21 protein-coding genes are annotated in these 20,260 nt (G+C 73.3%); 10 read left to right on the top strand and 11 right to left on the bottom strand.

From position 1 onward, the window contains the following. Positions 1-9 precede the first annotated feature (9 nt). From ABZS66_RS34885 to ABZS66_RS34875, 3 genes are all read left to right on the top strand, one after another. A complete protein-coding gene (locus ABZS66_RS34885) occupies positions 10-771 on the top strand; it encodes an IclR family transcriptional regulator (protein WP_354765274.1) in 762 nt (253 codons plus the stop codon). Positions 772-882: 111 nt separating this feature from the next. Continuing rightward, positions 883-1,347, top strand: coding sequence for a cupin domain-containing protein (locus ABZS66_RS34880; RefSeq protein WP_354765272.1), 465 nt, complete (start codon positions 883-885; stop codon positions 1,345-1,347). 2 nt (positions 1,348-1,349) lie between these two features. Continuing rightward, complete coding sequence (locus tag ABZS66_RS34875) at positions 1,350-2,837, top strand: NAD(P)/FAD-dependent oxidoreductase (protein WP_354765270.1); 1,488 nt, start codon at positions 1,350-1,352, stop codon at positions 2,835-2,837. Between the two features lie 319 nt (positions 2,838-3,156). On the opposite strand, the gene ABZS66_RS34870 is transcribed toward ABZS66_RS34875, so the two are convergent. From ABZS66_RS34870 to ABZS66_RS34855, 4 genes are all read right to left on the bottom strand, one after another. After that, complete coding sequence (locus ABZS66_RS34870) at positions 3,157-5,622, bottom strand: FtsX-like permease family protein (RefSeq protein ID WP_354765268.1); 2,466 nt, start codon at positions 5,620-5,622, stop codon at positions 3,157-3,159. Then, positions 5,619-6,344, bottom strand: a complete 726-nt coding sequence (locus ABZS66_RS34865; protein ID WP_354765266.1) for an ABC transporter ATP-binding protein — start codon at positions 6,342-6,344, stop codon at positions 5,619-5,621. The genes ABZS66_RS34870 and ABZS66_RS34865 overlap by 4 nt, the downstream gene beginning before the upstream one ends. Then, on the bottom strand, positions 6,341-6,922 hold the full coding sequence (locus ABZS66_RS34860; RefSeq protein WP_354765264.1) for a PadR family transcriptional regulator: 582 nt from the start codon (positions 6,920-6,922) through the stop codon (positions 6,341-6,343). Before ABZS66_RS34860 ends, ABZS66_RS34865 begins: the two co-directional genes overlap by 4 nt. A gap of 86 nt (positions 6,923-7,008) precedes the next feature. Next, positions 7,009-7,428: a hypothetical protein gene (locus tag ABZS66_RS34855; RefSeq protein ID WP_354765262.1), complete on the bottom strand. Its 420-nt coding sequence runs from the start codon at positions 7,426-7,428 to the stop codon at positions 7,009-7,011. A 163-nt stretch (positions 7,429-7,591) separates the two neighbouring features. Between ABZS66_RS34855 and ABZS66_RS34850 the strand changes: the two genes are divergently transcribed. Genes ABZS66_RS34850 through ABZS66_RS34840 form a run of 3 tightly spaced genes read left to right on the top strand, consistent with a single transcriptional unit; the run spans position 7,592 to position 10,704 of the window. Further along, positions 7,592-8,617, top strand: coding sequence for a tripartite tricarboxylate transporter substrate-binding protein (locus ABZS66_RS34850; protein ID WP_354765260.1), 1,026 nt, complete (start codon positions 7,592-7,594; stop codon positions 8,615-8,617). A gap of 6 nt (positions 8,618-8,623) precedes the next feature. Next, complete coding sequence (locus ABZS66_RS34845) at positions 8,624-9,163, top strand: tripartite tricarboxylate transporter TctB family protein (RefSeq protein ID WP_354765258.1); 540 nt, start codon at positions 8,624-8,626, stop codon at positions 9,161-9,163. After that, positions 9,160-10,704 carry a tripartite tricarboxylate transporter permease gene (locus tag ABZS66_RS34840; protein ID WP_354765256.1) on the top strand — a complete coding sequence of 515 codons (1,545 nt, stop codon included), beginning with the start codon at positions 9,160-9,162 and terminating at the stop codon, positions 10,702-10,704. The genes ABZS66_RS34845 and ABZS66_RS34840 overlap by 4 nt, the downstream gene beginning before the upstream one ends. Before the next feature lie 10 nt (positions 10,705-10,714). Here ABZS66_RS34840 and ABZS66_RS34835 read toward each other — a convergent pair whose 3' ends face one another. Both ABZS66_RS34835 and ABZS66_RS34830 read right to left on the bottom strand, forming a co-directional pair. Next, positions 10,715-11,383 carry a response regulator gene (locus tag ABZS66_RS34835; protein WP_354765255.1) on the bottom strand — a complete coding sequence of 223 codons (669 nt, stop codon included), beginning with the start codon at positions 11,381-11,383 and terminating at the stop codon, positions 10,715-10,717. Continuing rightward, positions 11,383-12,942: a sensor histidine kinase gene (locus ABZS66_RS34830; RefSeq protein ID WP_354765253.1), complete on the bottom strand. Its 1,560-nt coding sequence runs from the start codon at positions 12,940-12,942 to the stop codon at positions 11,383-11,385. Before ABZS66_RS34830 ends, ABZS66_RS34835 begins: the two co-directional genes overlap by 1 nt. Positions 12,943-13,038: 96 nt before the next feature. Here ABZS66_RS34830 and ABZS66_RS34825 point away from each other — a divergent pair, with 96 nt between their 5' ends. Beyond that, entirely contained in the window at positions 13,039-13,995 is a 957-nt protein-coding gene (locus tag ABZS66_RS34825) for a tripartite tricarboxylate transporter substrate-binding protein (RefSeq protein WP_354765251.1), read from the top strand. 72 nt (positions 13,996-14,067) lie between these two features. Here ABZS66_RS34825 and ABZS66_RS34820 read toward each other — a convergent pair whose 3' ends face one another. The 5 genes from ABZS66_RS34820 to ABZS66_RS34800 form a co-directional block, all read right to left on the bottom strand. Further along, a complete protein-coding gene (locus ABZS66_RS34820; RefSeq protein WP_354765249.1) occupies positions 14,068-14,889 on the bottom strand; it encodes a PIG-L family deacetylase in 822 nt (273 codons plus the stop codon). After that, positions 14,886-16,007, bottom strand: a complete 1,122-nt coding sequence (locus ABZS66_RS34815; RefSeq protein ID WP_354765247.1) for a glycosyltransferase family 4 protein — start codon at positions 16,005-16,007, stop codon at positions 14,886-14,888. The genes ABZS66_RS34820 and ABZS66_RS34815 overlap by 4 nt, the downstream gene beginning before the upstream one ends. 25 nt (positions 16,008-16,032) lie before the next feature. Further along, positions 16,033-17,076 (bottom strand): lysylphosphatidylglycerol synthase transmembrane domain-containing protein, encoded by a 1,044-nt coding sequence (locus tag ABZS66_RS34810; protein WP_354765245.1) that lies wholly within the window; start codon positions 17,074-17,076, stop codon positions 16,033-16,035. Positions 17,077-17,186: 110 nt separating this feature from the next. Further along, the gene (locus ABZS66_RS34805) at positions 17,187-18,089 is read right to left on the bottom strand and encodes an undecaprenyl-diphosphate phosphatase (protein WP_354765243.1); all 903 of its coding nucleotides are present in this window, start codon (positions 18,087-18,089) and stop codon (positions 17,187-17,189) included. A 33-nt stretch (positions 18,090-18,122) separates the two neighbouring features. Then, positions 18,123-18,689: a VTT domain-containing protein gene (locus ABZS66_RS34800; protein ID WP_354765318.1), complete on the bottom strand. Its 567-nt coding sequence runs from the start codon at positions 18,687-18,689 to the stop codon at positions 18,123-18,125. Positions 18,690-18,884: 195 nt separating this feature from the next. Between ABZS66_RS34800 and ABZS66_RS34795 the strand changes: the two genes are divergently transcribed. From ABZS66_RS34795 to ABZS66_RS34785, 3 genes are all read left to right on the top strand, one after another. Next, positions 18,885-19,256: a BlaI/MecI/CopY family transcriptional regulator gene (locus tag ABZS66_RS34795; RefSeq protein ID WP_354765241.1), complete on the top strand. Its 372-nt coding sequence runs from the start codon at positions 18,885-18,887 to the stop codon at positions 19,254-19,256. Positions 19,257-19,398: 142 nt separating this feature from the next. Then, a complete protein-coding gene (locus ABZS66_RS34790; RefSeq protein ID WP_354765240.1) occupies positions 19,399-19,560 on the top strand; it encodes a hypothetical protein in 162 nt (53 codons plus the stop codon). A 78-nt stretch (positions 19,561-19,638) separates the two neighbouring features. Then, positions 19,639-20,260, top strand: a 622-nt coding sequence (locus ABZS66_RS34785) for a hypothetical protein (RefSeq protein WP_354765239.1), incomplete at its 3' end; no start/stop codon positions are given.

The raw sequence follows: 20,260 nt of genomic DNA, 5'->3' as shown, positions 1-20,260 counted from the left end.
GGACCAACGGTGAGTCCCGCTCAGCGGGACGAGGGCGTCGAGGGCGGGCTCGACCGGGCCGCGGCGATCCTCGGGGCGTTCGACGCCGCGCACCGCGAGCTGACGCTGGCCGCGCTGGTGGCGCGGTGCGGGCTGCCGCGCTCGACCACGCACCGCACCGCGGACAAGATGATCCGGCTGGGCTGGCTGGACAAGCCGGCCGGGCGGTACCGCATCGGCAACCGGCTGTTCGAGATCGCGAGCCTCGCGCCGATCCGGCTGGAGCTGCGGGAGGCGGTGCTGCCGTTCCTGCAGGAGCTGCATCACGCAACGAAGATCACGGTGCAGCTCGGCGTGCTCGACGGCCCGCAGGTCCTGGTCGTCGAGAAGATCACCGGGCATCGGGCGATGCCGATGCTGTCGCAGGTCGGCGGGACGATCCCGGCGTACTGCTCGGCGCTCGGGCGGGCGATCCTGGCGTACTGCGAACCCGCGGTCATCGACGCCGCGCTCGCCGGTGACCTGCCCGCCCGCACGCCGCGGACGCTGACGAGCGCGGTCGCCGTCATGCGGGAGCTGACCGCGGTACCGGTGCGCGGCTGGGCGGTCGACCGGGAGGAGGGCAACATCGGGGTCAGCTGCGTCGCCGCGCCCATCTTCGGGCCGCTCGGCGAGGTGGTGGCGGCGCTGTCGGTGACTGGTCCGAGCCAGCTCGTGCGGGCCGACCGGATCGGGCCCGCGGTGCGGATGGCGGCCGCCGCGGCCTCCCGGGCGTACAGCCTCCGGCGCTGAACCGTCCCGGTCAGCGGGACTCCGGATTGCGACCGGGGGCGCACGGCCCGCAGGCTGTGAGCCCTGACACACCCGCGAGCACCGCGGTGTGCGACCGCAAGGGAGACGACGATGAGCCTTGGCGGCGGATACCTGCTGCCCTCCCGGGAGGGAACCCAGATCCCGGCGATCGGCCTCGGCATCACGATGAAGACCGACGGCAAGTCGACCCACGACGCGTACTCGTTGTTCGAGTACGCCATCCCGCCGCGCACCGACGGCCCGCCGGCACACATCCACACCCGCGAGGACGAGTCGTTCGTCTGCCTCGCCGGGAAGCTCGACGTGCACCTCGGCGGCGAGGACTTCACTCTCGGCATGGGCGACTACCTGTACCTGCCGCGCGACGTCGTGCACGCGTTCCGCAACACCTACGACGAGGAGGCCCGGGTCATCTCGGTCGTCTCGCCGGCCGGGCTCGAGCGCTACTACTCCGCGCTCGCCGAGCTTCCGCCGGGGCCGAAGGACATCACCAGGATCAAGGCGATCATGGCCGACTTCGGCATCGTTCTGCAGCTGCCGCCGCAGGTGAGCTGAGCATGCGCATCGGGATCGTCGGTGCCGGCGTGGCCGGGCTGAGCACCGCGAAGGTGTTACGACAGGCCGGCCACGAGGTCGTCGTCTGGGACCGGGCCCCGGACGTCGGCGGCGTGTGGAGCCGCACCCGGCGCTACCCGGGGCTGACGACGCAGAGCCCGAAGGCGCAGTACTCCCTGTCCGACTACCCCATGCCCCGCGGCTACCCGCAGTGGCCGACGGGCGAGCAGGTGCAGGCCTACCTCGCCGGGTACGCCGGCCACTTCGGCCTCGAGCCGTTCCTGCGGCTGTCGACCGACGTCACCGCGGCCACCCCGGCGCCGGGCGGCGGCTGGGACGTCACCACCGGGGACGGCACCGAGCACCTGGACAAGCTCGTGGTCGCCAACGGCGTCTTCTGCGAGCCGGCGGTGCCCGCGTACCCCGGCCTGGACGAGTTCACCGCCGCCGGCGGCCGCCTGGTGGCCGGCACCGACCTGCACGACGTCGAGGCAGCCCGCGACCGGCACGTGCTCGTCGTCGGCTACGGAAAGTCCGCCTGCGACGTGACCGTACCGCTCAGCGAGGTCGCCGCCAGCACCGACGTCATCGCCCGGCACCTGCTGTGGAAGGTGCCGCGCCGGATCGGCGGGTTCCTCAACTTCAAGCTGCTGCTGCTGACCCGGATGGGCGAGGCGCTGTTCCGCTACCGGGTGCTCCGCGGCGTGGAGCGCTTCCTGCACGGACCCGGCAACGGCGTACGGGGCCGCATGATCAACTCCATCGGCGGGGTGTCCGTCCGGCAGTACAAGCTGAAGGCCCTCGACCTGGTGCCGCCGGGCCAGATGGAGGACATCGTCCGCGGCGCGATCGGGCTGGCCACCGAGGGGTTCTTCGAGGGCGTCGCATCCGGCCGGATCGCGGTGCGCAAGGAGCGCACCATCACCCGCCTGCTGGCCGGCCCCGACGGGCCCGCCGCCGAGCTCGACGACGGCACCCGCCTGCCGGCCGACCTCGTCGTGTGCGCGACCGGCTTCACGCAGGGCGTGCCCTTCCTCGACGCCGACGTGACGGGCCGCCTGCTCGACGCGCGGGGAAACTTCATGCTGTACCGCCAGATCCGCCCCGTCGACGTCCCCGACGTCTACTTCAACGGGTACAACTCCTCGTTCTTCAGCCCGCTCAACGCCGAGATGGCGGCCGTGTGGATCGCCGCCGACCTCGCCGGCGCCGTGGATCTGCCCGAGCCGGCGGCCATGCGGCGGCAGGTCGAGGAGCAGCTCACGTTCATGGACGACGCCACGAACACCCACCACTGTCGCGGCGGCAAGATCATCCCATTCTCGCTGCACAACGTCGACGAGGTCCTCGCCGACCTCGGCGTGAACATCAGCGCCGCGGTCCGCGCCTCGCACTGGCTCAACCCCGTCGACCCGGCCGCCTACCGCAGGATCACCCCGCAGGTCATCGCCCGCTTCGCTCCGGCGGCGTCGCCCACGCTGGTGCGGTAGCCGGCGCCGCCCGAGCCGCCGCCCCGGCCCGGGCGGCGCCGGTGGTACTCCCGCGGCACGTCCAGAAAGGGGGACGTGCCGCGGCACAGCGGGCCCGATCAGGGCGCGGGGTACCCGGCGGGAACCTCGTCAGTATCGACCGCGCCGGGCGGACCCGCGCCGGTGTACGGCTGCCGGCGCGGGTCGAGCATCTGTTCAACGGAGGCGGTTCCCTCGCACACGCCATCGGCAAAGGCCACCTCACCACGCTCGACATCCCAGACATGCAGCACAGACCGCGAAGGACGCCGGCACGATCGCGGCGCGCCGGTGACCACCCTCAGTCCAGCGGCTGGCGGGCGATCACCCGCGGCTCGCGGCCGGCCAGGACCCAGCCGCCGAGGTACGCGACGATCGGCAGGCCGACGAGTATCGCGGCCAGGTTGAGCAGTGGTGGATGGGCCAGCCAGTGCAGTTCCCGGTGGTACCAGGCCAGCATCGCCAGGTATGCGCAGGCGGTGCCGATCACCGCCCCGGACAGTGCCAGGGCGCCGGCCGTCGCCGCGGTGAGCGTCCGCCTGGTGCGCCGGCGCGCGCCGGTGGCGGTGAGCGTGCGCAGGTCGCGGGCCGTCTCGCTGCGGATCAGCCCGACGGTCATGGCGAGCACGCCGAGGGCGACCGCGATGCCGACGCCGGTGAACTCGGCGGCGAGGCGCGTCTCGTCCGCACCGGTCGGGCGGGACTCGACGTTGACCCCGGCGGCGACCGCGGCGCGCTCCGCCGTGTCGACCTGCGCCGCCGTCAGTTTGCCCGGCGCGTCGAGCAGCCAGCCCACCGGCGTCGCGGTCAGGTGCAGCCGGCTCATGCCGTGCGCGGTGATCAGCACGTTGGGCAGCGACCTGTAGTCGGGCAGGGTCACGTGCTGCAGGACGGGCTGCCAGCCGGTGTTTCGGCCCGGAATCAGGTCGTATCCGGCGATGGTGGCCCGCGGGGTGAGCAGGTCGGTGTCGGCGTTGACGCTCGCCGGGTCGATGCCGTAGTGCGCGAGCAGCTCGGGGGTGGCGACGAAGATGCCGATCATGTCGTCGCTGCTGTAGAGCGTGCTGCCGGGCTCGCCCGGGCCGGCGGCGCGCGGCTTGCCCAGCGCTGCCGGTGGCCGGCCGCCGCGCTCGGCCGGGTGGTTCGGGTCGACGACGCCGGTCAGCGGTACCACAGCTGCCTTCAGGTCGTCGGCGATCGCATCGACCTGCTTGCGCAGGCCGTCCACCTGGCCGCTCGGGAGCTCCGGCACGGGCCCGGTCATCCGCTCGGGCGACAGCCAGGCGACGAGCTGGTCGGCGGGCAGGTTGCCGCCGGTCGGCGCGGCCGCCTTGGCCACGGTGACAGCCGTGCCCAGGGTGACGACGGCGGCGATGCCGATGGCCAGTCCGATCGCCGCCAGCGCAGCGCCGGACCGGGAGCGGTAGCGGGCCAGGTCGCGCATCGCCAGCCGGGGTGCCAGCGGGGCGTGGCGGGCGAGCAGCCCGACGGTGGCGACGCCGACCGGTGCGAGCAGCAGCAGTGCGATCGCGGTGGCCAGCACGCCGCCGAGGATGAAGGGCACCTTGGTCTGCTGCGCCAGGTAGAGCGACGCCAGCCCGGCGATCAACAGCACGACGCCGGGGAGACCGAACCGGTGGGCCGGGCGGGGGGCCGCCGGGCGCGCGGAGAGCGCGGCGACGACCGGGACGCGAGCGGCGGCGCGCGCCGGCCACCACGCGGCGACGAGGGCGGTGCCGGTGGCCAGCAGTACCGCGGCCAGCACCGGTGTCCAGGGCAGGCCGAACCGGTCGATGCGGTGGCCGAGCTGCCGTTCCAGCAGCGGGCTCAGGGCGACCCAGCCGGCGACCCCCGCGACGGCGCCGGTGAGCGCGCCGGCCGCGCCGATGACCGCGCCGTTGGCCAGCAGCACCAGCCGGATGTGCCGGTGGCTGGCGCCGATCGCGCCGAGCATGCCGAGCGCGCGGAGCCTGCGCTGGGCCATCACGGTGAACCCGGCCACCGCGAGCAGGCCGACGAACACCAGCCCGATCGTGGCGAGCACGAGCACCATGACGCTCGCGGTGGTGCCGTCATCGGAGCGGATCTGCGTCGACGCGCCCTCGGGTCGCGGTGTGGCGACGACGTCCGCCCGGGACGCCCGGATGAGCACGTCGACGCGGGCGACCGCGGTCGCCTGGCCGGGCGCGACGAGGGCGAACACGTCGCGCAGGTTGAGCGGGTTCTCGACGAGGCCGACAACGGCCCGCGACCGGCCGCCCTGGTTCCAGGTGCCGCCGACGTGCAGGCCGAACGTCGTCGCCACGCGGTCGGTGACGGCGACCTCGTCGGCGCCCTGCGGCCACCGGCCCTGGTTCAGGCGCAGCATCGTGCGCCCGTACGGGCCGTTCGGGTCCTGGGCGCGCAGGTCGATGCCGTTCGCCGAACCCGGCATCGGGATCTTCTTCTCGTGCTCGATCACGTCGATCGTGCCGAACGAGGCGCGCAGGGCGGCCAGGTCGGTCTCGAGCTGCGCACCGGTGCTGTTCAGCGTGACGAGGTGGTTGGCGGTGCCGAAGACGGACGCCTCGGACGGGGCGCCGGCGGCGATGCCGAGCCCGACGGTGGTGGCCGCCACGGCGACGACCAGCAGGGCGAGCACGATCGACTGCTGGCGCCACTCGCGCCGGAACAGCCGCCAGGCCCAGCGCGCCACGGCCCGGCGCGCGGGCAGCCCCCCGTGACCGGTGCCGAGCGTCAACGGCGGATCCTCCACCGCGGTGCTCATCGGCTCGCCCCGTCGGGCAGCAGGGACTCCGGGCCCGGGCGCGGGGCGGTGCGGTCGACGATCCGGCCGTCGCGGATGAACACCACCCGGTCGGCCCAGGAGGCGAGCTGCGCGTCGTGGGTCACGACCACCGCGCCCACGCCCCGTTTGCAGGCGGTCAGGAGCATGCGCATCACGTCCTCGCCGTTGGCCGAGTCGAGCGCGCCGGTCGGTTCGTCGGCCAGGACGAGCCGGCGGTCCCCGACGACGGCCCGGGCGATCGCCACCCGCTGCCGCTCGCCGCCGGACAGCTGGTCCGGGAACCGCGACGACCGCTCGGCCAGACCGAGCTCCTCCAGCGCCCGCAGCCCGGCGGCGCGCGCCTTGCCCGCCGACAGCCCGTCCAGCTCCAGCGGCAGCGCGACGTTCTCGGCGGCGGTGAGCCCGGGCAGCAGGTTGAAGTCCTGGAAGACGTAGCCGATCGCGCGGCGGCGCAGCCGGGCCCGGTCGTCGCGGGACATCGCCGACAGCGGCTGTCCGGCGACGAGCACCTCGCCGGCCGTCGGCGTCTCCAGCGCGCCGGCGATGGTGAGCAGCGTGCTCTTGCCCGAGCCGCTGGGACCCATGACCGCGACCATCCTGCCCGGCTCGACGGTCAGGTCGACCTCGCGCAGCGCGTGCACCTCGTCGGTGCCGTCGCGGTAGGTCTTCGACACCTGACGCAGTTCCAGCACCCCGGTCATCGGCGCACCCCCGCCCTGCGCCGGATCTGCGGTGCCGGCGATCGGGCCGGGGCCGGCGGTTCGAGCGCGGCCCGCTTGAGCCGGCCGTCGGCGGTGTCCAGCCACCGCACGACCGAGTCGAGCCGGTACAGCTCCGCGTCCACCACCAGCGTGAGGCCCAGGTCGAGGTCGCCCTCCTCCTCCTTGAGGCGGGTCCACTGCTGCATGAGCTCGACGAGGTACCGCCGGTGCGACTGGATGACCTCGTGCACGTCGACGCCGGGCAGCCGCACGGCGACCAGGACCTTGATGACGAGCTCGTCGCGGGGCGGGGAGGCCAGGTCGGGCGGCGTGCGCAGCCAGGTCGCGAGCTCCTCGGTGCCGCCGGCGGTGATCCGGAACCCCTTCTGCGGGCCGGGTTCGGCGTCGTCGTCGGACTCGACGAGGCCGTCGCGCTCCAGCCGCTGCAGGGTCGTGTAGACCTGGCCGACGTTGAGCGGCCACACCTCGCCGGTGCGCGCCTCGAACTCCTCGCGCAGCTGGAGCCCGTACTTCGGGCCCTCCTTGAGCAGCGCCAGCAGGGCGTGCCGGATACTCATGGCGTCACCACACTCGATATCATGCGAGGTATGATACTGAGTATATAACGGCCTGTCCACGCCGATCGGCGTGGACAGGCCGGGGGTCAGCCGGTCGGGCTGGGGGCCGGGACGATCGTGGCGGTCGAGGCCGGGGTGGGCACGGCGGTCGACGTCGGCGTGTTGGCCGGCTGCCGCTCGTCGTGGTCCTCACGGTCCTCGCCGTCGTCGTGCTCCCCGTGCTGTTCCCGACCCTCGTACTCCTGGCCGCCGTCCCGATCGCCGCCGCGGTCGCCGTGCTCGTCGTGGCCGTCGCCGCCGTGCTCGCCGACGACGACGGCGCCGACCGCGACGCCGGCGACGGTGCAGGGCAGGACGCCGAGGATCAGGGTCGCGGCGACGGCCACGGCAGCCGCCCGGCCGGGGGTGGAGACGAGCCGCCGCAGTCCGGCCGCCCGCCGGGGACTCGGGGCCGTGGTCTCGGACTGGTCGGCGGCGCTGGGGGTCGCGTCGTGGTGTTCAGTCATGCCACCGGACGGTAGGGCGGCGACGCTGAGGATTCGTTGAAAGCCAGGGGCGCGACCAAAAAGACCAATATGCTCGCAGGCTTCACAATCGTGACGCGGGTCACGCGGTGGTGCATCGTGCGTAACACGTTCGCCCTCCCCCCGTGACAGGAGCAACATCTTCATGTTGAGACGGAGCCTTGTAGTCGCGTTGCCCGCCGCGCTGCTGCTCGCCGCCGGATGCGCCAACCAGTCGGTCGGGGACTCCCCCGCCCCGGCCGGCTCGTCGGCGATCGCGTACCCGACGAAGACCCTGCAGATCATGGCCCCCGCCGGCGCCGGCGGTGGCTGGGACACCACCGCCCGGTCGATGCAGAAGACCCTGCAGGAGGCCAAGCTCCTCAACGGCCAGTCCGCCGAGGTCCGCAACGTCACCGGGGCCGGTGGCACCATCGGCCTGGCCGAGCTCGTCACCAGCCACCAGAAGGACGCCCACCAGCTGATGGTCACCGGCCTGGTGATGGTCGGCGGTGTCGTCACGAACAAGTCCCCGGTGGATCTGGGCAAGACGACGCCGGTCGCCACGCTGACCGCCGAGTCCGAGGTCGTCGTCGTGCGCAGCGACTCGAAGTACACCACCCTCAAACAGCTCGTCGACGACGTCAAGGCCAACCCCACCAGCGTCAAGTGGGGCGGCGGTTCGGCCGGTGGCACCGACCACATCCTCGTCGGCCTGCTCGCCAAGGCCGGCGGCGCCGACGCGAAGGTCGTCGCCAAGCAGTACGTCGCCTACTCCGGTGGCGGCGAGACCAAGGCCGCCCTGCTCTCCGGCGACGTGAGCGTCGCCGTCTCCAGCACCAGCGAGTTCGCCGACCTGGTCAAGGCGGGCACCGTGCGCGCCCTGGCCGTGTCGAGCGCCAAGGGCGAGGACGCCGGCGCCGGTACCCCGGCACCGAGCATCAAGGAGTCCGGCTACGACCTGGAGCTGATGAACTGGCGCGGCGTCGTCGCGCCGCCCGGGCTCAGCGCCGGTGAGCGCGCGGCCGTCATCAAGCTCGTCGACGACCTGCACGCCTCGTCGCAGTGGAAGGCCGAGCTGACCGCGAAGAAGTGGCAGGACTTCTACAAGTCCGGCGACGACGCCGCGGCGTTCTTCCAGTCCGAGAGCACCCGGATCAAGACGGTCCTCACCGAGATCGGGCTGGGTTAGCCGCACATGAGCTCCGCGACACCCGAAGAAGCGGATGTCGGCGGCGCGGCGCCGGAGGCGGCCACGGCCGGCTCCGGCCCGCTCGTCGCCGGCGCGCTGCTGCTCGCCGCCGGCATCGCCCTGCTCTGGCAGGCCGTCGGCACCGGCATCGACAACGGCGTCACACTCGGCGGCCCGACCCTGGCCCCGATCATCGTCACCGGCCTCTGGGTGGCGGTGGCCCTGAGCTACCTGATCGGCGAGCTGCGCAAGCGGGGCTGGCGGATCCGGCGGGCCGGTCCGGCCGCTGGTTCGGCCTGGCTCATGCCGGTCCTGCTGCTCGTGGCGATCGCCGGCTACGCGGTCGTGCTGAAGTACACGGTCGTCGGCTACGTGCTGTCCACCGCCGCGTTCATCCTGCTGTGCGCCCGGCTGCTGAGCACCCGGCCGCTGCGCGAGGTGATCGTGCGTGACCTGGTGACCGCGGTCGCCCTGGCGCTGACCATCTACCTGGTCTTCACCCGGCTGCTCGGCATCGCCCTGCCCGCGGGGGTGCTGCCGCTGTGAACTCGATCATGGATCTGCTCGACGGGTTCGGCACGGTGCTCACCGCACAGAACCTGCTGTACGCGGCGGTCGGCGTCACCATCGGCACGCTCGTCGGCGTCCTGCCCGGCATCGGGCCGGCGTTGACGATCGCGCTGCTGCTGCCGGTGGCGCTGCGCCTCGACGACCCGACCGGCACGCTCATCATGTTCGCCGGGATCTACGCCGGCGCCATGTACGGCGGCTCGACCACGTCGATCCTGCTCAACACACCGGGCGAGTCGGCGTCGGTCGCGACGTCGATCGAGGGCTACCAGATGGCCCGCCGCGGCCGGGCCCGGGCGGCCCTGGCCACGGCCGCGATCGGGTCGTTCGTCGCCGGCACGATCTCCACGGTGCTGCTGACCTTCGTCGCCGCGCCGATGGCCAGCCTGGCCGTGACGTTCCGGGCATCGGACTACTTCGCCCTCGCCGTCCTGGCGATGGTGACGGTGACGGCGATGGTCGGCAACTCGATCGTGCGCGGGCTGATGTCGCTCACGTTCGGGCTGTTCCTCGGCCTGGTCGGCATCGACTCGCTCACCGGCCAGGCCCGCTTCACCTTCGGCGTGCCGGAGCTGCTCGACGGCATCGACGTCGTCACCATCATCATCGGGCTCTTCGCGGTCGGCGAGACGCTCTACATCGCGTCGCGGCTGCGGGACCTTCCCGCAACCGTGGCTCCGCTGGAGCCGCCCGGCCGCGGGTTCGCCTGGTTGAGCCGGTCGGACTGGTCCCGGTCTTGGCGGCCCTGGCTGCGGGGCACGGCGCTGGGCTTCCCGTTCGGTGCGCTGCCGTCGGGGGGCGCCGAGATCCCGACGTTCCTGTCGTACACCATCGAGCGGCGGCGCTCCAAGCATCAGCAGGAATGGGGCAAGGGCGCGATCGAGGGCGTGGCGGGGCCGGAGGCCGCCAACAACGCGTCGTTCTCGGGTGTGCTGGTACCGCTGCTCACCCTGGGCATCCCGACGTCGGCGACCGCGGCGGTCATGCTGGCCGCGTTCAGCTACTTCGACCTGTCGCCCGGTCCGCAGCTGTTCGAGAAGTCACCGGACCTGGTCTGGGGGTTGATCGCGTCGCTGTTCATCGGCAACGTCCTGCTCCTGGCGCTGAACCTGCCGATGATCCGGATCTGGGTGAAGGTACTGCAGATCCCGCGGCCGCTGCTGTACACCGGCATCCTGGTGTTCGCGACGCTCGGCGTGTACGCGGTGTCGGGCAGCATCGTCGACGTGTTCATCGCGCTGGCCATCGGGGTGGTCGCGATGTTCATGCGGCACCTGGAGTTCCCGGTCGCACCGGTGATCCTCGGCGTCATCCTCGGGCCGATGATGGAGATCCAGTTCCGGCGGGCGCTGCTGCTGTCCGACAACGACCTGACCATCTTCGTGCGCCGGCCGTTGACGCTGATCCTGCTGCTGCTCGCCGTCGCCGCACTGGGCCTGCCGCACCTGCCCCGGCTGATCGCGCGGGTGCGTGGCCGCGGTGGCGCCCAGCGGCTGGCCTTCGGCGACGAGGACTGACGGCGCGGGACTACCCGCGCCACGCATAACGGTGTTCCGGCCGGCCTGCCCCGCCGTAGCGCAGCCGCACCTCCGCCTTGCCCGCCTGGACAAGGTGCTCGAGGTAGCGCCTGGTGCTGACGCGGGACAGGCCGGCCCGCTCGGCGCACTCGGCCGCGGACAGGTCCGTCGGGCTGTCCCGCAGCACGGCCACGACCAGGTCCGCGGTGGCCGCGGCGAGGCCCTTGGGCAGGTCGGCGCGGGTCCGGGGCAGGGCGCCGAAGAGCCGGTCGACGTCGGCCTGCGCGGCCTGGCGCACCTCGGTCAGCCGCTGGACCGCGTCGGCGTAGCGCTCCAGCCGCTCGCGCAGCGTCTCGAAGCTGAACGGCTTGATGATGTAGTGCACGACGCCGCTGCGCAGCGCGCCGCGGATCGTCTCCACATCCTGCGCCGCGGTGATCGCCAGCACGTCGACATCGTTGCCGTCCTGGCGGAGCCGGCGCAGGACGTCCAGGCCGGAGATGTCCGGCAGGTAGATGTCCAGCAGCACCAGGTCGGGGCGCAGCTGCCCGATCGCCTCGAGGGCCGCGGCGCCGGTGTGCACCGCGCCGACCACCACGAAGCCCGGCACCCGCTGCACGAACCCCTGGTGGATGCGCGCCACCATGAAGTCGTCGTCGACGACCAGGACCCGCGGCATCATGCCACCGTCGCGGTGCCGTCGGGCAGCCGGGCGGTGAACACCGACCCGTCCACGGTGACCTGCCCACCCCGGGCCGTGCACACCCGGCTGATCAGCGCCAGCCCGAGGCCCCGGTGGCCGTCGGCCGCCTTGGTGGTGAACCCCCGGCCGAAGACCTGCTCGGCGTGCTCCCTGGCCACCCCGGCGCCGGAGTCGGTGACCCGCACCTCGACCGCGTCGCCGAGGTCACGCACCGAGACGCTGACCCATCCCCCGGACTGCGCCGCGTCGACGGCGTTGTCGACGAGGTTGCCGAGCACGGTGACCAGATCGGCGGCGAGCTCGGCGTCGACGGCCCGGGTCAGCTCGGCGTCGTCGGCGATGCGCAGCTGCACGTGCTGCTCGGACGCGACGCTCGCCTTCGCGATCAGCAGGGCGGCGAGGGCGGGGTCGGCGATGCGCGACTGCACGTCGTGGTTGAGCGTCTCCTGATGCTGCCCTGCCTGCAGGATGAAGGTGACCGCGTCGTCGTACTGGCCCAGCTGCACCAGGCCGGAGATGGTGTGCAGCCGGTTGGTGAACTCGTGCGCCTGGGCCCGCAGCGTGTCGGTGGTGTGCCGGCTCAGGTCCAGCTCCCGCTCCAGCGACGTCAGTTCGGTGCGGTCGCGCAGCGTGGTCACCGAACCCACCGGCCGGCCCCGCACCACCACCGGCATCCGGTTCAGCACCAGCACCCGTGAGTCGTGCACGACCACGTGGTCCGGCTCGTCGGAGCCGTCGGTCAGCAGCGCCCGCAGCTCCTCGGGCATCCCCAGCGAGCGCACCGGCGCGCCGGTGATGTCGCCGGGCAGACCCAGCAACCGTCGCGCTTCGTCGTTGGCGAGGGTGACCCGCCCGGTCGCGTCGACGCCGATGAGACCTTCCTTGATGCCATGCAGCATCGCTTCGCGGTGCTCGACCAGGCCGGAGATCTCGGCCGGTTCGAGCCCCAGGGTCTGGCGCTTGATCCGCCGCGACAGCAGCGTCGAGCCGGCGATGCCGAGCACCGACCCGAGCAGCAGATAGGTGAGCAGGTCCGGTGTGGCGGTCGCGAGCAGCTCCGGCAGCGACGGGTAGGTCTTGCCGACCACGACGAGGCCCAGCACGCGACCGTCGCGCGGGTCGAGCACCGGTGCGTGGGCCTCCAGCGCCGGGCTGTCGTGCTCGACGAGGCCGAGCCAGGACCGGCCGGTCGCCGCGTCGCTGGTCCCGAGCGCGGCCGGCTGGCCGCGGTGCGGCCCGGTCAACAGCGCTCCGCCGGCGTCGACGAACTCCACGTAGGTCGAACCGGACACGCTGCGGGCGGTCTCCGCGCTGGCGGCGAGCGAGTCGTACCAGACGACCGTGCCCATGCCGGCCCGGACGAGGTCGGTGGCCGCCAGGTTCTCGGCCGTGGAGCGGAGCTTGGCGCCCTGGTCGCGGCGGAACGCGGTGCCGGCCTCCGCCATCGACACCGCCGCGACCGCGCCGACGACGAGCAGCACGATGCCGAGCTGGAGCACGAGGAACTGCCGGGCAAGGGAGAACTGCCAGCGCATCAGCATCCTCCTTGCCTCGACGCCGCCGGGGTGTGTGCGTGTCTGGCCGTACGGTACTCGTCGTGCGCGGGACGGCAAGGTGTCTATGGTGGGCGGGTGGATCGCCGTTCGCTGCTCACCGCGCCGCTGGCCGTGCTGCTGGCCGGCGGGTGTGCGGCGAAGAGCGACACCCAGCTCCGGTTGATGGTGCCGAACGCGCCGGGCAGCGGCTACGACATCACCGCCCGAACGGTGGCGACCGCGATGGACGTGGCCGCGGTCAGCCGTGGCGTCGAGGTGTTCAACCTGCCCGGGGCGGGCGGGATGGTCGGGCTGCGTCGCCTGGTGTACGAGCGCGGCAACGGCTCGCTGCTCATGCTGATGGGGCTGGGCATCGTCGGCGCGCAGCACACCACCCCGATCTCGGTCACGCTGGGTGACGTCACGCCGGTCGCCCGGCTGATCGAGGAGCCCGAGGTCGTGGTCGTCACCCGCGACTCGCCGTTGCGTGCGCTGGACGACCTGGTCCGCGACTGGCGGGCCGATCCCGGTGCGCTGGCCGTCGGCGGCGGCTCCTCCCCCGGCGGGCCCGACCACCTCGCCGCGATGCTCATGGCGAAGGCGGCCGGGGTCGCGCCGCCGACGGTGCGCTACACCCAGCACGACGGCGGCGGTGTCCTGCTCGCCGCGGTGCTGTCCGGGCGGGTGGCGGTGGGGGTCTCCAGCCTCGGCGAGGTCGCCGGCCAGATCGACTCCGGCCAGCTGCGGGTGCTGGCCACCACCGGGCAGCGCCGCGTCGCCGGCATCGACGCGCCGACGCTGCAGGAGACGGGGCTGGGCGTGACGTTCGCCAACTGGCGCGGCCTGGTGGCACCGCCCGGCCTGGGCGCGTCGGACACCTCGGCGCTCGCCACGGTGGTGTCCCGGCTGCGCGCCTCGGATCCGTGGCAGCAGGCGATCGCCGGGCACCGGTGGACCGACGGCTACCTCGCCGGCGCCGACTTCGGCGAGTTCCTGCGCGAGCAGGACACCCGGGTGACGCAGATCCTCACCGAGCTGGGCCTGGACACCTGAGCGACCCGGGCGCCCGTCCCGGTCGGACCATGGGTCGGACCATGGGTCGGACCATGGGACTGCGCGGCCGGCTCATCGCAGGCCGGCGAACACATCGTCGTCGAGGGCGCCACCCGGCCGGCGGCCCGCTTCGACGAACCATTCCCGGCCGGCGACGGCGGCGAACAGCGGGCCTGGCAGGCGGCTGAGGACGGCGATGGTGCGCAGCCCCCGGCCCCCTCCGGCCTGGCTGGCATGCGCGCGCAACGCGGCACGTTTCTGGCCCAGGTACCCGCGGACGTCCACGGCGTGGGTCAGCTCGGCCCGGGCGGTGAACACCGTGGCGGCCCGCCCGAGGGGCAGCCCCGGCAACATCCGGCCGGCGAGCCGTGACAGCGCGAGCAGGGGCCGCAGCGCACCCCGGTCCACGGTCGCCTCCAGGACCAGCGGGGTGCGGGCGAGCCGCGCCGCCCGGGCGGCGACCCGGTGCACCTGGACGTGGTCGGGGTGCCCGTACCCGCCGCCGGCGTCGTAGCTGGTGAGGACATCGGCGCGCTCCTCGTGCAGGATCCTCGCGAGCAGCGCGGCGGCCTCGCCGACCGGCGCGTCAGCGAACCGCACGGCCCCGTCCGCGGCCGCCGGTGGGGCGTCGCCGCGCAGACCGGAGTCGCGGTACCCGAGCGTCACCACCCGCCCGCATCCCAGCGCCGCCGCGGCAGCCAGGAGCTCGCCGCGGCGCCGTTCGGCGAGTCCCTCGCCCGCCGGTCCGGCGGCCAGGCCGGCGTCGCCGAGCGTGGCCGTCACGAGCACCACCCGGTGTCCTTCGGCGGCGGCCCGGGCCAGGGTGCCGCCGGTGAGCAGCGTCTCGTCGTCCGGGTGGGCGTGGAAGGCGACGAGGGTGTAGCGGCGGCTCACGCCGGGCTGCCGAGGAGTCGCCGGGCCGTGTCCGCGCCGTGTCGCTGCTCGGCGGCGGCATAGAGCGCGTCGGCGGTGTCCAGGACGGCCTGCCAGTGCACGGCCGGCGCGACGGCCCGGTTGTGGGCGGCGACGGCGGCGAGCCGGCCGGGATCGTCGAGCAACGCGGCGATCGTCGCGTGCATCTCGTCGTCCGAGCTCACCAGCCAGCCCTCGGTGCCGTGCCGGACGAAGTCGGCGATGCCGCTGCCGGCCCGGGCCAGCACCGGCACACCCGCGCTGCGGGCCTCGAGTGCGGCGATCCCGAACGACTCGCGCGACGCCGGCGCCACGTACAGGTCGGCCGTGGCCAGCAGCCGCCGGATCGCGTCGCGGTCCAGGGCTCCGGTGAGCCGGACGTGGCCGTCGAGACCGGCCGCGGCGACCTCGCGCCGCAGACCGGGCAGCAGCGGGCCGTCGCCGACGAGGACGGTCCGGAACCGGCCGCGGTGGGTGACCTGCAGCGCACGGACGGCGCCGAGCAGCGCCCGGGGGCGCTTGCGGCGGACCATCCGCATGACGCTGACAATGGTCGGCAGGCCACCGGCGCGCGGCGGCGTGGCCGGCCGCCACTCGGCCGGGTCGATGCCGTTGGGCAGCACCGCCACGGGCGTGCCGTCGAGGGCCGCGCTGACCGCGGCCGCGGCGGCGTGGCTGACCGCCGCCCACACCACCGGCCAGGTCGCGGCCGAGCGCAGGCGAGTGTAGCCGCGCACGAGCGGCACGATGCCGTCCCACATCGAGTGCACTGTGACCACGGTGGGCCGGCCGCCCGACGCGGCCAGCCCGGCGGCCGTCCAGGCCGTCGGCGACAGCGCGGAGACGTGGGCGTGCACCACGTCGACGCCGTAGACGCGCAGGACGTCGGTGAGCGCCCGGCCGGGTACCACCCGGTACGGCCCGGCACCGTACCGATCGCCGCCGAGCCGGACGATCCGCGGTCCGCCCGGGCCCGGCGTCGTGGTGACCACGAGCGTGTCGTGACCGGCGGCGCGTTGGCGGGTGACCAGGTCGTGGACCTGGAGTTCGACGCCGCCGAGCCGGGGCAGGTAGACGTCGGTGACGTGGGCGATGCGCATGTGTGCTCCGGAGTGGATGTGCGGCTCACGCGGCTCGCCGCGACGTGCGCCGCGACGCCAGCCAGAGACCGGTGGCCAGACCGCCGACGGGAATCTCGGCGGCGAAGACGAAGGCGCGGAACAGCAGCACCGCGGCGAGTGCCGGCGTCGGCTCGACGCCGAGGGTGATGAGGACGCCGATCGTGCCGGCCTCGACCAGGCCGGCACCGCCGGGCGTGATCGCCAGCAGGGTGAGGGCACGCTCGGCCACCAGGGCGGCGAACACCACGGGCACCGGGAGGTGCAGGCCGACCGCGACGCAGCAGTACCACAGCAGCGCACCCTGCAGCAGCCAGTACGCGGCCATCCCCCAGCTCAGCTGGGGCCAGCGGCGCCGGACGAGACGGTCGGTGCCGTCGAGCAGGTCGGTCACCGACGCCGTCCACGGGGTGCGTGGCACCCGTGCGCGGCGGCCGATCCGGTGCCGGACCCGTTCGGCGGCGGCGACCAGGTGCAGCAGGGGTGCGGCGCGGCCGAGCAGCGCCGCGACGACGAGCAGCCCGGCCGCCGCCGTGGCGGCGGCGCCGGCGAGCCACCACTCGCCACGGCCCTGCGGTGCGGCACCCCACAGCAGGAGCACGGCGACGGCGACGAACGGCATCGTCAGTTTCGCCACGAGGTCGGTGGCCTTCGACACGATCACGAAGCGGGCGAACTCGAGGTTGCTGTGTCCCCAGCCGCGGATCATGCCGAGGTTCAGTGTCGTGCCGGCGAGGCCGCCGAGCGGCAGGACGTTGGACACCGCGCTGCCGGACAGGTTCAGCGTCAGCGCCCGCCGGTGGGTGAGGCCCGGCAGCGACGCGGTCAGGACCACCGTGTGCACCCAGAGGCCGAGGAACCACACGACCGTGAGCAGCAGCACCCACCGCCAGCCCAGGCCCGCGATGAGATGCCCGGCCCGGGACCAGGAGGCGCCGACCGCCGAGGCGTGGCCCGCGGCCCACACCACCACGGCGACGGCCGCCGCGAACAGCGCGACCCGGCCCCAGGACCGGCCCGCCGCCCTGGGCGGCGTCGGGTTGCGCTGCATGACAGTCCTCCCGGGTCCCGGTTCCCTGGATGGCAGGGCGCGTCGAGGGGCACACGCTCCCAGCCGGCGGCTGAAAGGACGCTGAAGGCGCAGCGCCCGCGAGCCTGGGACTACGCGGCCAGCAGCCAGACGAGGCTGCCGAGGCCGGCCACGACGCAGTACCCGGCGAACGGTGTCAGGGTCCGGGTTTCGAAGTACCTGGTCAGGAAGCGCACGGAGCCGTACGCCGCGACGCCCGCGGCGAGGCTGCCGGCCAGCACCTGACCGTGGATGCCGGCGCCGAGCGGCCCGAACAGGTCGGGGATCTTGAGCACGCCGGCCGCGAGGATGACCGGCGTGGCGAGCAGGAACGAGAACCGGGCCGCGTCCTCGTGGGACAGGCCCTTGAGCAGCCCGGCGCCGAGGGTCACGCCGGAGCGACTGATCCCGGGCAGCAGGGCCAGCACCTGCGCGGTACCGATGAGGGTCGCGCCGCCGAACGTGCCTGCTGCGAGCCTCCGGTCCGCGGCGGCGCCCGGGTCAGCGGTTGCCTCGGCGGCGCCGGCGCGCCGGCGAAGTCGTTCGGACCCGTACAGCAGCACGCCGTTGACGGTGAGGAAGATGGCGGCCGGCACGGGCCGGCCCAGCACCGTGCGGAACGTGTGCTCCAGCAGGAGCCCAGTGATCCCGACCGGGATCGTCGCGAGCACGATCATCCAGGCGAGGCGCTCGTCCGGGTGCTCGATGCGGCGGTACCGCACCGACGTGACGAAGCCGGTGATGATCCGCACCCAGTCGCGCCAGAAGAACAGCAGCAGCGCGAGCGCCGTCGCGACGTGCAGCCCGACGACGAACGCGAGGTACGGCGACTCGGGTGTGGACACGTCGAGGTCACGGGCCCAGCGGCCGCCGAGCAGTGCCGGCAGCAGTACGCTGTGGCCCAGGCTGGACACGGGGAACAGCTCGGTCACGCCCTGCAGGAGGCCGACGACGATCGCCTCGGGATAGGTCAGGTGGTGCGCGTCGATGGTCACGCCGGGCATCCTGGCCGGGCGTTGCTGAGAAAATCATGAACGGGCGCGGGCCCTCCCACGCAGCAGTTCGACGACGATCGGCACGACGGACAGCACGACGATGCCGATGAGGATGAGCTCGATGTTGGCCTTCACGAACCCGATCTGGCCGAGGTAGTAGCCGAGCAGCGTGACGCCGGTGCCCCACAGCGCACCGCCGATCACGTTGTAGAGCACGAAGGTGCGGTAGTGCATGCGGGAGGCCCCGGCGACGATCGGGGTGAACGTGCGCACGATCGGCACGAACCTGGCCAGCACGATGGAGCGTGCGCCGTAGCGGTCGAAGAACTCCTGTGCCTTGGTGAGGTTCTCCTGCTTGAACAGTCGCGAGTTCGGGCGGCGGAACAGCGCCGGACCAACGCGGCGGCCGAAGAGGTAGCCGACCTGATCGCCGGCGACCGCGGCGACGACGACGAGGGCGATGACCAGCCACAGCGGCAGGTGCAGATACTGCCCGCCGGCGACCAGCAGCCCGGTGGTGAACAGCAGCGAGTCGCCGGGCAGGAAGAAGCCGATGAGCAGTCCCGACTCGGCGAACACGATCGCGAGAATGCCGAGCATCCCGAAGGTGGAGATGAGCCATTCGGGGTCCAGGTACTGCACAGGGTGCTCCTCGCTGCTGGGATCGCTGGCGGCGGTGTGGTTCGGCGGCCACGGTAGGCCGGTGAACCTGAGAATCCGTTGAAGATGCGATGGGCGGCTCCTGCCGGTGTCAGCGGCCCGGAATCACCGGCGGGCCGCCGCTAGGGTGTGGCTGTGGGAGACTCCCCAGCCCGGCGGCCACCGGGCACGCTGGAGGCACAGGCGATGGCAGCCCTGTGGGCCGCCGGCGGGCCGCTGTCCGCGGCGCAGTTGCAGGCAGCGCTCGGCGCCGGCCTCGCCTACAACACCGTGCAGACGATCCTGGTGCGGATGCACGACAAGGGCCTCGTCGAGCGGCGCCCCGCCGGCCGGGGCCACGTGTACTGGCCGGCCCGGGACGCCGCGACCGCCGCGGCGGAGCGGATGCGCGCGGTCCTGGACGGCCCGGCGGACCGCCAGGCGGTGCTGCGCCGGTTCGCGACCGACCTGGACGAGGACGACCTGGCCACCCTGCGCGCACTCCTGCAGGGCGAGCCGCCGGCCTGAACATCGCCGCGCCCGGCCGTAGCGCCGACCCCTACAGACTGTAGGAGTAGATTGTGGTCGGCGGGTGGCGCCACGGCAAGGTCACCACATCGGGGTACAGGTTCAGGTGGGATTCAGCCACGCGGCCATACCGTCCCCGGCCATGGTGGACATGGCAGCGGTACGCGCCCGCCCGGCAGCGGTCGCACTGGCCGGCTGGACCCTGGTGTGGTCCGTCGGCATGGCATGGAACGGCGGAACCTCTTGGCATTTCTTCGTGCAGGGCGCCCAGGCCCACCTGGACGCCACCGCGCCGGTGCTGTAGATCGGCCCGGTCGCGCTGCTCGCCCGGGGGACCGCGGCTTCAGCCCGCTTTCAGGTCCGTCGTGTGAGTCTGCCCGGCATGCAGCTCACGCGCCGGACGGCCAACAAGGTTCCCGAGGTCACCGTCTACTTCTGGATCATCAAGATCCTCGCCACCACCGTCGGGGAGACCGCCGCCGACCTGCTCAACATGAACCTCGGGCTCGGCCTGACCTGGACGACGGTGGTCATGGCCGGTCTCACCGCCGCCGCGCTCGCGCTGCAGTTCCGGGCCCGGCAGTACGTGCCGTGGCGCTATTGGCTCGTCGTCATCCTGGTCAGCGTCGTGGGCACGCTGATCACCGACAACCTCGTGGACAACTTCGGCGTGCCCCTGGAGGTCACCACGGCCGTGTTCGCCGTCGCGCTCGCCGCGACGTTCATCCTGTGGTACCGCCGCGAACGCACGCTGTCGATCCACACGATCGTGACCACGCGACGCGAGACGTACTACTGGGCCGCCATCCTGTTCACCTTCGCGCTCGGCACCGCCGCCGGCGACCTGCTCGCCGAACGCGTCAACCTCGGCTACCTGGCCTCGGCGGGCGTCTTCGCCGCCCTCATCGCCCTCATCGGCCTCGGCTACCGGCTGCGGCTGCTCGGTGCCGTGCTCGCCTTCTGGGCCGCATACGTCCTGACCCGCCCGCTCGGCGCCTCCGTCG

Origin of the sequence: Dactylosporangium sp. NPDC005572 (genome assembly GCF_040605515.1) — a bacterium.
In the GTDB taxonomy this organism is placed as follows: Bacteria; Actinomycetota; Actinomycetes; order Mycobacteriales; family Micromonosporaceae; genus Dactylosporangium.
This window is presented reverse-complemented; position numbering and strand designations above follow the sequence as displayed.

What these genes read in the sequence shown, in the direction of transcription:
- ABZS66_RS34880 (WP_354765272.1), top strand. Translation starts at nt 883, where the DNA reads ATGAGCCTTGGCGGCGGATACCTGCTGCCCTCCCGGGAGGGAACCCAG.
- ABZS66_RS34875 (WP_354765270.1), top strand. Translation starts at nt 1,350, where the DNA reads ATGCGCATCGGGATCGTCGGTGCCGGCGTGGCCGGGCTGAGCACCGCG.
- ABZS66_RS34870 (WP_354765268.1), bottom strand. Translation starts at nt 5,622, where the DNA reads ATGAGCACCGCGGTGGAGGATCCGCCGTTGACGCTCGGCACCGGTCAC.
- ABZS66_RS34865 (WP_354765266.1), bottom strand. Translation starts at nt 6,344, where the DNA reads ATGACCGGGGTGCTGGAACTGCGTCAGGTGTCGAAGACCTACCGCGAC.
- ABZS66_RS34860 (WP_354765264.1), bottom strand. Translation starts at nt 6,922, where the DNA reads ATGAGTATCCGGCACGCCCTGCTGGCGCTGCTCAAGGAGGGCCCGAAG.
- ABZS66_RS34855 (WP_354765262.1), bottom strand. Translation starts at nt 7,428, where the DNA reads ATGACTGAACACCACGACGCGACCCCCAGCGCCGCCGACCAGTCCGAG.
- ABZS66_RS34850 (WP_354765260.1), top strand. Translation starts at nt 7,592, where the DNA reads ATGTTGAGACGGAGCCTTGTAGTCGCGTTGCCCGCCGCGCTGCTGCTC.
- ABZS66_RS34845 (WP_354765258.1), top strand. Translation starts at nt 8,624, where the DNA reads ATGAGCTCCGCGACACCCGAAGAAGCGGATGTCGGCGGCGCGGCGCCG.
- ABZS66_RS34835 (WP_354765255.1), bottom strand. Translation starts at nt 11,383, where the DNA reads ATGCCGCGGGTCCTGGTCGTCGACGACGACTTCATGGTGGCGCGCATC.
- ABZS66_RS34830 (WP_354765253.1), bottom strand. Translation starts at nt 12,942, where the DNA reads ATGCGCTGGCAGTTCTCCCTTGCCCGGCAGTTCCTCGTGCTCCAGCTC.
- ABZS66_RS34815 (WP_354765247.1), bottom strand. Translation starts at nt 16,007, where the DNA reads ATGCGCATCGCCCACGTCACCGACGTCTACCTGCCCCGGCTCGGCGGC.
- ABZS66_RS34810 (WP_354765245.1), bottom strand. Translation starts at nt 17,076, where the DNA reads ATGCAGCGCAACCCGACGCCGCCCAGGGCGGCGGGCCGGTCCTGGGGC.
- ABZS66_RS34800 (WP_354765318.1), bottom strand. Translation starts at nt 18,689, where the DNA reads ATGCTCGGCATTCTCGCGATCGTGTTCGCCGAGTCGGGACTGCTCATC.
- ABZS66_RS34790 (WP_354765240.1), top strand. Translation starts at nt 19,399, where the DNA reads ATGGTGGACATGGCAGCGGTACGCGCCCGCCCGGCAGCGGTCGCACTG.